At 65.8% G+C, this 10,868-nt stretch carries 7 protein-coding genes; 2 read left to right on the top strand and 5 right to left on the bottom strand.

The window, feature by feature from the left end; translation table 11 throughout:
• Positions 1-436 precede the first annotated feature (436 nt).
• Both IEY58_RS31055 and IEY58_RS31050 read right to left on the bottom strand, forming a co-directional pair.
• Positions 437-1,750 (bottom strand): glycosyltransferase family protein, encoded by a 1,314-nt coding sequence (locus IEY58_RS31055; RefSeq protein ID WP_189052060.1) that lies wholly within the window; start codon positions 1,748-1,750, stop codon positions 437-439.
• Positions 1,747-3,462 (bottom strand): glycosyltransferase, encoded by a 1,716-nt coding sequence (locus IEY58_RS31050; protein ID WP_189052059.1) that lies wholly within the window; start codon positions 3,460-3,462, stop codon positions 1,747-1,749. The genes IEY58_RS31055 and IEY58_RS31050 overlap by 4 nt, the downstream gene beginning before the upstream one ends.
• Positions 3,463-3,880: 418 nt before the next feature.
• On the opposite strand from IEY58_RS31050, the gene IEY58_RS31045 reads away from it, so the two are divergent.
• Together IEY58_RS31045 and IEY58_RS31040 are read left to right on the top strand one after the other, a co-directional pair.
• Positions 3,881-4,867, top strand: coding sequence for a GDP-mannose 4,6-dehydratase (locus tag IEY58_RS31045; protein WP_189052058.1), 987 nt, complete (start codon positions 3,881-3,883; stop codon positions 4,865-4,867).
• Between the two features lie 74 nt (positions 4,868-4,941).
• Entirely contained in the window at positions 4,942-6,156 is a 1,215-nt protein-coding gene (locus IEY58_RS31040; protein ID WP_189052057.1) for a glycosyltransferase family 4 protein, read from the top strand.
• Between the two features lie 25 nt (positions 6,157-6,181).
• On the opposite strand, the gene IEY58_RS31035 is transcribed toward IEY58_RS31040, so the two are convergent.
• From IEY58_RS31035 to IEY58_RS31025, 3 genes are read right to left on the bottom strand one after another with little or no spacing between them, the layout of a single operon-like run.
• Entirely contained in the window at positions 6,182-8,530 is a 2,349-nt protein-coding gene (locus tag IEY58_RS31035; protein WP_189052056.1) for an efflux RND transporter permease subunit, read from the bottom strand.
• The gene (locus IEY58_RS31030; protein WP_189052055.1) at positions 8,530-9,531 is read right to left on the bottom strand and encodes a WD40/YVTN/BNR-like repeat-containing protein; all 1,002 of its coding nucleotides are present in this window, start codon (positions 9,529-9,531) and stop codon (positions 8,530-8,532) included. The genes IEY58_RS31035 and IEY58_RS31030 overlap by 1 nt, the downstream gene beginning before the upstream one ends.
• The gene (locus IEY58_RS31025) at positions 9,521-10,864 is read right to left on the bottom strand and encodes a DUF1329 domain-containing protein (RefSeq protein ID WP_189052054.1); all 1,344 of its coding nucleotides are present in this window, start codon (positions 10,862-10,864) and stop codon (positions 9,521-9,523) included. The genes IEY58_RS31030 and IEY58_RS31025 overlap by 11 nt, the downstream gene beginning before the upstream one ends.
• Between the last annotated feature and the right edge of the window lie 4 nt (positions 10,865-10,868).

The following is a 10,868-nucleotide window of genomic DNA, read 5'->3' as shown; positions in this document are numbered from 1 at the left end:
CGCCGAAATGGGGAATCGAAAACGCAGAAAAACCGCCGTCTTGACACGGCTTTCCTGCAAATCCAGTTACTTCAGCGCTCCGGAAAACCGCGCCAGATCAATCGCCTATCGATTGATCACGGACGACGAAATAACTGCGACATGTCGCAAAACAGTAACATCGGATGAATGCCACGTTTTATTAGGCAGCCTACGATAGAGCGCCGTTTCAGGTTATTACGGTCCTCTCGATCGTAGTTCAACGGGCAGGTGCGAGCGAAACCTTGCGCCCGTCGCCAGCACTTGGTGCCGGCCGCTTGCAGCCTGCGGTGCCGGTTGCAGCCTGCGGTGCGGGGGCGCGCCCGCACAGTCCATGAACTCGGCTTCCCGAAATAAACCAAGCTATTCCACTACGGCCTCGCCATGGCCTCGCTAGCGCCACCTGAAGCGCGTCGCATCATGAAGCGGCCCGGAGCCCGACCACCTCCTGCCCCCGTTTCTCGACGTCGAGCCCCAGGAAGCGCACCAGTCGATCGGCGACTACCCGCTCCGAACAATGGGTCTCGAGCCGCGCCGAGGCGCAGGCACTCATCGCGGCATAGGCTTCCGGCCGTTCGGTCGCGAGTGCGTAGCTGCGCCGATAGGCGTCCATCAGAGAATCGAACTCCAGCCGATGCCGGAAGGTCCGATATGCCCCGCGCGGATCGTGCGGCCATTGTGTGGGTTCGACGTCGGAAGCCACGACGAAGGCATTGCCTTCCGTGATGTAGTCGAGCATCGCCGAGTTCCGCGGCGCGATCGCCGGCCGGCCGGCCGACATGAACTCCATGAGCGGCAGGCATTGCCCCTCGCCGTGGGAGGTATTGACGACGTAGGTCGTCGCAAGCATCAGCGACTGGTAGTCCGCCTCTGTAAGGTAGCTGTCCATGAACACGACGCGGCATTTGAATGGCGTCAGCTTGCGCAGATAGCGCAACATCTCGATCAGCGCGTCGCGCGAATCCCGGTGAGTCAGCTTCAGCACCAGGGTCGCGTCCTCCGTCTCCCGAAAGGTCCAGCAGAAGGCACTCACCATGTCGAACCAGTTTTTCCGTCCGTCGTACGGGCAGAAGACCGCAGTATAGACGATGCCGTCGAGCCGGAGCCGTTCGCCCGGCCGAAGACCGATGCTCGCGGGCTCGGGGCATTTGCCGGCCGCGTAACGCTGGGGCGTGTACAGCTCCAGGTCGATCCGCCGGGAATCGACGACGGTACCACTGATGGCAAGATCGCCGACCTGCCCGTCCACGCGCCCGCGAGATCGATGATAGAGCGCCGCGTGCCGGTCCCAGACGGGCGCCGGGATCGACACGATGGGAAAATCCGGCCCCATAACCGCGCGCACGACGTCGACCGTGAAGTTCGAATGGGTGATGGCCCGCCCCAGACGACTGAAGACGAAGCGCCAGTCGTTGCGCGGCTCGTCGTCGAACGGCTCGGTCGGCATCGTGTCGAATTCCCAGGCAAAGATCGGGATCGTCGGGCAACGATTGCCGACCGGCGTCTGCTGCGGCGGAGAAAAGGACAGGAACAGGCAGCGCTCGCCGTGCTTCAACGCGTTTTGATAGATGCGGTCGACCTCGATCTCGGGATCGTCCACGGCAACGACGATGCCGAGGCGCTCCAGCAGCGGCCGAAATTCCTTCAGCACGAAATAATAGCTGTATTCGGCAACGCCGAGCTGACGCCCGACCGAGGCCGCACTCGTCTTGGAATGGACAATGAAGATCATGACACTTCCACCGCCATCAGATTGTCATCCTCGATCGGTGCGACTGCCGGCAAGGACGGCAGCATGGGCGCGGCCAGGTCTGCGGCAAAGAATGCGCGCAGCTGGGCTTCCACCGTCTCGACGGAAGCGATACGCCGCATGCGCTCGCGGGCCGCAGCCCCGAGAACCGCATACCGATCTGGCTCAGCCTTCGCAACGCGATAGCTCTCGCGAAAGGCAGTCAACAGCGAGCCCCAGTTGAGCCGATAACGGAGCGTGCGGAACAGCTCTCGGGGGTCATGCGGCCAGACGTTGTTTTCGAGGCTTGCGTCGACGGTGAAGCCCACCGCCGTATCGACGTAGTCCGCCATCGCCGTATGGAGCGGCGCAATCACGGGACGACCGGCCGCCATGAATTCCATCAGGGGCAGGCACAGGCCCTCGCAGTGCGAGCAGTTCACGTAGAAGCTCGTCGCCTCCACAAGCCGGCGATAGTCGGCCTCGGCAAGAAAGCTCTGGACGGTGACCACCCGGCATTTGAAGGGCGACAGCTTTCCGAGGATCTCATCGAGTGCCGGCAGATAAGCCCTCGCATCGACGTGGATCGTCTTCAGGACGAGGACAGCATCGTCGACGTCGCGGAATGCCCAGCAGAAGCCGGTCACCAGATCGACCCAGTTCTTCCGCCCGTCCGTCGGATTGAAGACAGACGTATAGACAACGCCACCGAGCGTGACGCCGAAGGCCGGCGGCGGCGGGTCCACGGGGGGCAGAGGTGGCGGCGGGGGTGGAGGTGGCGGCACTTCGACCAGCGCCGGCGGGCGCCAGCCCGGCCCCAGCCAGCAGTGGGTGGCCCGCTCGGCCCAGCCGCCGCTGCGCGAGATCGCGATTGCGATCGGGCGCGGCATCAGGTCTTTCAGCGCCTCGCGATACCATTCCAGCGCGTGGCGCTTCGTGACGCCCAGGCGGTAGCGGATGTTTCGCGGCGGCGTGACCGGCGCGACTGGAACCGGCGTTACGGGGGCCGGCTCGAAGACATCGAGGCACGACGGCTCCGGCTCGACGACGGCGACCGCAGATGGCTCCGGCTCGGCGGCGTCCATAGTCAGGGTAGTAGGGGCAGACTCTGGAGAGACGAGTTCCGGCTCCCCAATCTCCTCGGGCGGCGGCTCCGGATCCGGAATCGCCCGGGTCGTCCCTGCACGGCTGTCGGCCACAAGCCCACGCAGGACGAGCTCGATCGGCTCAACCCATGGACGCGCAGGACGATAGTCCGGCCGGTTGCCGATCCAGACGGGCGCTGCAATCGCCGCGACCGGGAAGTCGGCTCCCATGGCCACACGGACCGCCTCGGCCGTGTAGCTCGACAGCACGATGGTCCGGCCGTGCCGCCCCAGCACATAGCGCCAGTCGCTCCGTGGATCGTCCCCCCAAACCTCGTCCGGAATGTTGCTGAATTCCCACGCAAGGATGGAGACTGTCGGACATTTCAGCGCGACCGGAGCCCGATGGGGCGGCGTGAAGGACAAATGGACGCACGCCTCGCCAGCGGCAACCGCCTCCTCGTAGAGCGGATCGACATCGGTCGCCGGATTTTCAACGACCACAACCTTTCCGACCCGCTCAAGGGCAGGACGGAATGCCTTCATCACAAAGAAATAGCTGTATTCCGCTCGGCCGAGGCTCCGTTCGACCGACTGCTCGCCGATTGGTGTATGCAGGATGAACTTCATGACCCGCGGGCCGTTGCCCTATTATCGAGACACGACCCTGGCCCCGTTGAACGAAGACACCGGCTATCTGGTTGTTTTACGAGCCGCACGCCCGGCGCCTCCCTATTTTTTGATTTAATCTATTTTATCGCAGGGCTTAGCTACCCTCTTTAACAAAACGATAATGGGCGCATTCCTGCCGATCAAGTCTTGGACGGCGATTGGCGACGCGATCCGGATTTTTCGGCAACCTCAAGATGGCCACAGCAAGAGATTGCATAGGATAGCAAGGACGGGCGCGCGAAATTCTTCCGCGACATCCTGATTCGACTATGCTAACGCCGACTCCGTCGAGCCGATGTTCGACCGACGAGCGACGACCAGGAGGGAATGTGACAGGACCAATCGCGCGCCTAACCTACGAGCGGCGGCAACCCAAATGAAGCCGGCACCCCGCACCGCCCTCATCTTCGGCATCTCGGGCCAGGACGGCGCCTACCTCGCGAAGCTGCTGCTCGACCAGGGCTACGCGGTGCACGGCACATCGCGCGACGTGGACGGCAGTGCGTTTACGAGCCTGCGCGTGCTCGGCATCCTGGACCAGGTCCGGCTCCATTCCGCCGCCATGGCCGAGTTCCGTAGCGTCGCGCAGGTCGTGCAGACCGTCCAGCCGTCGGAGATCTTCAATCTCGCGGCCCAGTCCTCGGTCGGCCTGTCGTTTCAGCAGCCGGTCGAGACGATCGACAGCATCATGCACGGCACGATCAACATTCTCGAGGCGATCCGCTTCCTCGGCCTCGAGACGCGCTTCTACAACGCATCCTCCAGCGAGTGCTTCGGCAACACGGACACGCCCGCCGACGAGCGGACGCCGTTCCACCCGCGCAGCCCCTATGCCGTCGGCAAGGCCGCCTCGTTCTGGGCCGTCGCCAACTATCGCGAGGCCTACCGTCTGTTCGCCTGCTCAGGCTTGCTGTTCAACCACGAATCGCCGCTGCGGCCGACCCGCTACGTCACCCAGAAGATCGTGCGGGGCGCCGCCGACATCGCCCAGCGCAAGACCGATCGGCTGACGCTGGGCGCGCTCGACCTGACGCGCGATTGGGGCTGGGCGCCCGACTATGTCGATGCCATGGCGCGCATGCTGAAGCATGACCAGCCGGAGGATTTCGTGATCGCGACCGGCATGCCGGTCCGGCTGCAGGATTTCGTCGAGGCTGCCTTCCGCTGCTTCGGCCTCGACTGGACCAAGCATGTCGAGAGCAATCAGGCCTTCATGCGGCCGTCGGACATTTCGCTGAGCGTCGGCAATCCGGCCAAGGCGGAACGGCTGCTTGGCTGGACCGCGACGGTCAAGATGCCGACCCTGGTCGAGAAGCTGGTCGAGGCCGAGCTCATCCGCCGCCGGATGTCGGCAAACCTTTAGCCAGCGGGTGCTTGAGCCGCAAATTGGTCCCGAACTTGTCGCGCCCGCTTCTCCGCAGGATCCTTCCGCGCTCTGTGCTTGTGCGCATCCGTGACCTGCTGATCGCCATTCGCGTGCCGCGGGCCCGCCTCGATCAGCCCTGGCCCCAAACCCGGCGGATCACCGTCGCTGGCCTGCTCCGCTCCTCGACCGGGCTCGGCCACGGAGCCCGGCAATGCGCCCTGCATCTGGCAGCGCTCGGGTACGAAGTCGGCACGATCGACGTGACTGAGGCCCGGAATGCCCGACTCGACCTGCCGCCCTTGTCGGCCGGGCACGACGTCATCGACGGCGACGCCGGCGGCCCGCTCATCGTCCATCTCAATCCGCCCGAGTATCAATCGGTCCTGCTGCGGCTCCACCGCCAGGTTGGAGGGCGCCCGCTTATTGCCTATTGGAACTGGGAGCTGGCAGAGATACCGGCGCATTGGCGCCACGCCCTGCCCCATGTCCACCAGATCTGGGCACCGAGCCGCTTCACGGCGGATGCCCTGGAGAGCGAAGGTCACCCGGCCCCGCTGCACATCGTGCCGCATCTGGTCTCGGCGCCGGCTGTGGGTGACCTGCCGGACTGGTGGGACGTGCCGGCCGAGACCTTGGTCGTGCTCGTCGTCTTTTCATACGACTCGGGCTTCGAGCGAAAGAATCCTCTTGGCGCCGTCGCGGCGTTCCGCGCGGCGTTCGGCGACCGGAGCGACGTGCGGCTCGTCATCAAGGCCGGCGGATATGATCTAGCGCCGGGCGAGCGCGAGCGGCTCGCGGCGGCGATCGACGGTGCCCGCAACATCACGTTGTTCCACGGTGCCCTGCCGCCCGGCAGCTATGGCGCATTGCTGCGTCGCGCCGACATCTTCCTCTCGCTGCATCGCGCCGAGGGCTTCGGCATTCCGCTTGTCGAGGCGATGCTGCTCAGCAAGCCGGTCGTGGCGACCGCCTGGTCGAGCAACATGGATTTCATGACCGAGGAGATCGGCTGCCTTGTGCCCTATGACCTGATCCCGGTGCGCGATCAGCGCGAGGCCTATGCCGGCGCCACCTCCGAATGGGCCGACGCGCGCATCGACGCCGCGGCGGCGTGGCTGCGCCGGCTCGAAGATCCGGCACTCCGGCGCGCGATCGGCGAGGCGTCGCGCGCGCATGTCTCGGCGGTCTATTCGCTGGACGCCTACAGCCGCGCCGCAACCTCAGCTCTGGCGGCGGTCGGCTGCGTCCCAGAAGCGGCCGCCGTCGGGGCGACGGGCACGCGCTGACCTGCACGTGCCCTGCCCTCCGGGGTCAGTGGCCAACGACACCTTCGACCCGACGGAACGGGCGGACTCGGTCGATGAGACCGGCGATGGCCGGCGACAGCAGCACCGCGCCCAACATGTTCGCGATGAACACGAAGGTGAGCAGCAGACCCATGTCCGCCTGGAAGCGCAAGCCCGACAGGATCCAGGTGCAGGTGCCGGCGGCAAGCGTGAGGCCGGTCAGGAGGATCGAGCTGCCGGTCTCGCGCAGCGTCTGCAGATAGGCTTCGGCGAAGCCGCGGCCGCCGCCCAGATGGGAATTCAGGCGGCTGAACATGTACATGCCGTAGTCGACGCCGATGCCGACGCCGAGCGCAGCGACCGGCAAGGTCGAGGTCTTCAGCCCGATGCCGAGCAGCGCCATGATCGCGTCGGTCAGCACCGAGACCAGGATGAGCGGGATGATGACGCAGACCGAGGGTGCCACGCCCCGGAACATGACGAGACAGGACGCGAGCACCACGCCATAGACATAGAGCAGCATCGGCGTCTCGGCCGCGCGGACGGTCTGGTTGGTCGCCGCCATGACGCCGACGTTACCGGTCGCCAGCCGGAAGCTGACCTTGGACGAGGGGTTGGCCTTGGTCCAGGCCTCGACCGCGTTCGTCACCCGATCGATCGTCTCGGCCTTGTGGTCGACCGTGAACATGATGATCGGCATGACCGAGCAATCATCGTTCAGGAGCCCGGTTGAAGTCTCGATCGGCGCCGAGGCGCGCACCAGCACGCGGCTGTCGCGCGGCAGCTCGCGCCATTTCGGATTGCCCTCGTTCCAGCCGGCATTGACGAGCTTCATCGCCATCGGCAGCGACAGGGTCGAGCGCACGCCCGCGACATTGCGCATGTGCCAGTCGAACCGGTCGATCGCCTCGACCACCGAATGATCGACGCAGCCGTTCTTCGGGCCCTGGGCGATCACCTGGATGATGTCGACACCGATCGCGAAGGTCTTGGTGATGAAGGCCGCGTCCTGGTTATAGCGGCTGTCGCCCCACAATTCCGGCACGCCCGCGTCGATGTCGCCGACCGCCCGGTGCTTGGCCCCGACCGAGGCAAAACCGAACACGGCGACCGCGATCGCGACGGCGGGGATGGCGCCCTTGGGTGTCGCCAGCACGGAGATCGCCCGCCAGACGCCGTCGAGCCGACCATAGGTCCTGGCCATCCGGTGCCTGTACTCGGGCCCGAGCGGCAGCAGGCTCATGAGCAGCGGCAGCACGAAGAGATGGGTCGCGATGATCAGCACCATGCCGAGGCTTGCGGCGATCGAGAGTTCGCGGATCGACGGCACGTCGATGAGCGTGATGGTGAGGAAGCCCAGCGCGTCGGCGACGAGTGCAGCCACGCCCGGCACCAGCAGGCGGTTGAAGCCCGCGAGGCTCGCGGCCCGGACATCGTGGCCCTTGGCCATCTCCTGCGTCAGGGTGCCGATGTTCTGGACGCCATGGCTGATCGCGATGGCGAAGACCAGGAACGGCACCAGGATCGACAGCGGATCGATGCCGAAACCCAGCAACGACAGCAGCCCCAGCTGCCAGATCACGGTGACGACGGAGACGCCGAGCAGCGTCACGGTGAGCGCGAGCGACCGGCCGTAGAGTGTCACGATGCCGGCGGTGATGAGGAACGCGAGCGCGAAGAACTTCAGCACGCCGCCCGCGGCATCGGCGATGTCGCCCATGACCTTGGCGAAGCCCAGGATATGCACGTCGGCGACCGGCCCGTCGTACTTGCTGCGCAGGTTCTGCTCGAGGGCGGCCGCGACCTTGAACACGTCCGGCTTTTCGCCGGTCGCGGGGTCCCGGTCGACGAGCTCGGCCGAGATCATGGCGCTCGAAAAATCGGCCGAGACCAGCCGGCCCAGCTGCCCGGACTTCAGGATATTCTTGCGCACCTCCTCGATGCCCTCGGGCGTCGCCTTGAAGGTACCGGGCACGACATTGCCGCCGGCGAAGCCGTCGCGCACGATCTCGATGAAACGGACGTTAGGCGTGAAGATCGAGGTCACGCGCGACCGGTCGACACCGGGAATGAAATAGGTTTCCTCGGTCGCCTTCTTCAGCACATCGAGAAATTCAGGCGTCAGGATCGAGCCGCTTTTCGAGTGCAGCGCAATCAGGATGCGGTTGGCGCCGCCGAACTGCTGCTGGAACTGCTTGAACGTCGCCATGTAGGGATGGGCCTCGGGCAACGTCTTCTCGAACGACGCGTCGATCCGGAGCGTGGACGCGGCCCAGCCGAGCGCCAGCGTGACAAGCGCGAACAGCACCAGCACGGTCCGGCGATAGGTGAACAGCCCATGGCCGAGGCGATGGATGAAAATCTTCTTGGGCATCAGGGGGTCGCCCGGAGCGTGGTCGCGTCGAGCAGGCTCGCTCCCCGCTCGCCGGTCAGGACCGCGACGCCGTCGATCGGCAGGACGCCGGTCAAGGCGGTCGGCGTCTTGAGCGTGCGCAGCAGGAAGTGGCCGTGCGGCTGGTCCTCGACCAGGATCGTGCCGTTGAGCCCGACCGCGACCAGGCGGCCGTCGTTCAACTGCCCGACCGAGGTCAGGCCGGAACTCTGCCCGGTCTCGATCGGCTGCCAGGTGGCGCCGGCGTCAGCCGTCTCGAGCATCTTGCCTTCCAATCCGAAAATGAGCCAATCGTCCGGCGACTTCGCGAGCACGCCGAAATAGGACCCGTTATAGGGCGCCTTCACGACCTGCCAGGTCGCCCCCTGGTCGCGACTGGTGATGATGCGGCCCGCCTCGCCCACCACGACCCAGCGGTCGGGTGCCGGCAGAGCCGCGGCATAGAGATGGGCGTCGCTGCCCTCGCCGTCGGCATCCTCGTCGGCCGTGTCGTCGGTGACCTTCGCCTTCCGCCAGGTCGCCCCGCCGTCCGCGGTCACGAGCAGCAGGCCGTAGGCGCCACCGGCGACGCCGTGTTGGCCGTCGGCGGCGAGCGCCACGGTCAGGAGCGGCCCCGCATCGAGGTCGCGCTGGACCAGTTGCCATTGCTGGCCGCCGTCCGCGGTCCTGAGGATCGTGCCGTCATGGCCGACGACAAGGCCGTGACGGTCATCGGCGAAGCTGGCCGCGGTCAGCAGCACGTCGGTCGGGCTCTGCTGCTGGGTCCAGCTTTGCCCGTCGTCATGCGAGATGAGGATGATGCCGTGCTCGCCGATCGCGACCAGCGACTGACCGGCCCTGGCAACGCCCTGCAGCAAGCTTTGGGCCGCGAGCGGCACGCGTTCGGCGGGAACCGGCGGGTGATCCTCGGCCGCGGCCATGCCGCAGCCGAGGATCAGGACCGCAACGACGAGAGACGAGCGTCTGATGAACTCAGCGAACACCGGCGTTCCTGAGCGTTTCCGGGGTGAAATCGTCCGGCGTCAGCTTGACGCTGAAGTCCGGCGGCGCGCTCTCGTTGTAGAAGCCGATCGCGGTATAGCGGCCGGACTGCAGGTCGTAGATCGAATCGACGCCGGTGCGATAGACCGGCACCTGCCAATATTCGAGGCCGTAGCTGTCGCCGACGCGCCAGAGCTGGCCGCGCTGGTCGTAGCAGTCGGTCGTCAGGATCTGCCAGCTGTCCTCGTCGATATAGAAGACACGCCGGGCATAGAGGTGGCTGACGCCCGGCTTCACGGTCGCCTCGACGACCCAGACGCGATGCAGTTCGAAGCGCAGCAGGTCCGGATTGAGGTGCTTCGGCTTGATCGCGTCCGAGCTCTTCACCTGGTCGGAGGAGAGTTTGTAGTTGTTGTACGGGACATATATCTCCTTGCGGCCGATGAGCTTCCAGTCGTACCGGTCGGGCGAGCCGTTGAAGAGGCCCAGCTGATCGTTGGTCCTGAGCCCGTCCGACGCCGTGCCCGGATTGTCGTAGGCAACGTTCGGCGCGCGGCGCACCCGGCGCTGGCCGGGGTTGTAGGTCCAGGCCTGGCGCGGTTCGGCGACCTGGTTGATCGTCTCGTGCACCAGCAGCACCTCGCCCGCGAGGCGCGCGGGACCAGTGACCGCCTGCAGGAAATAGGTCTGGATGTTGCCGGTATCGAGCCCGGACGAATAGGAGAACAGCACCGTCTCGTCGATCGTGATCGGCGTGTAGTCGCCGCTCTCGGTCGGGTTGACCTGCAGGATCGTGCGGTGCGTCGAGAAGCCCGCGAACCGCAGCAGATGGTTCCAGATCGCTTCGAGCCCGTTGTGCGGGATCGGGAACGGCACGCCGCGCTTGGCGCCAAGCACGCCGTTGCCGTCCTCGGTCAGCTTGGCGGTCGAGGCGTTCGCGATCGTCGCCTCCTCGATCGCCTTGGGCACGGCTGAGGTGCGGTGGGTCGGATAGATGTTGAGGTAGAAGTCCGGATAGCGCTGCAGCATGGCCTTCTGGCCGTCGGTCAGCTTGTCCGCGACCTTCGCCATGTTGCTGGCGTCGATCTTGGCAAGCGGCTTTTCGGCGGCGAACGGGTCGGCCAGATGATCGCCCGGCTTGTAGCCCGCCGGCGGCGTTGCGATGCCGCCGTCATAGGCCGGGATCGTGTTGTCGGCATTGCCCGCCTTGACGGCGCCCATCGCCGTCAGCGTCTTGCCGAGATCGGCCGCGGTCTCAGCCATCGCCGGGACGGCAATGAAAGCCAGCGCCGATGCCAGCAACGCCGCACGGTAGTTCTTCAAAACAGAGGTCATCGAC

Source organism: Aliidongia dinghuensis, assembly GCF_014643535.1.
GTDB lineage: Bacteria > Pseudomonadota > Alphaproteobacteria > ATCC43930 > CGMCC-115725 > Aliidongia > Aliidongia dinghuensis.
The sequence above is the reverse complement of the archived record's forward strand: the minus strand, read 5'-3'. Positions and strand labels throughout refer to the sequence as shown.

Excerpts from the sequence above, each read along its gene's own strand:
- IEY58_RS31055 (WP_189052060.1), bottom strand. The coding sequence starts at position 1,750 with ATGATCTTCATTGTCCATTCCAAGACGAGTGCGGCCTCGGTCGGGCGT.
- IEY58_RS31050 (WP_189052059.1), bottom strand. The coding sequence starts at position 3,462 with ATGAAGTTCATCCTGCATACACCAATCGGCGAGCAGTCGGTCGAACGG.
- IEY58_RS31045 (WP_189052058.1), top strand. The coding sequence starts at position 3,881 with ATGAAGCCGGCACCCCGCACCGCCCTCATCTTCGGCATCTCGGGCCAG.
- IEY58_RS31035 (WP_189052056.1), bottom strand. The coding sequence starts at position 8,530 with ATGCCCAAGAAGATTTTCATCCATCGCCTCGGCCATGGGCTGTTCACC.
- IEY58_RS31025 (WP_189052054.1), bottom strand. The coding sequence starts at position 10,864 with ATGACCTCTGTTTTGAAGAACTACCGTGCGGCGTTGCTGGCATCGGCG.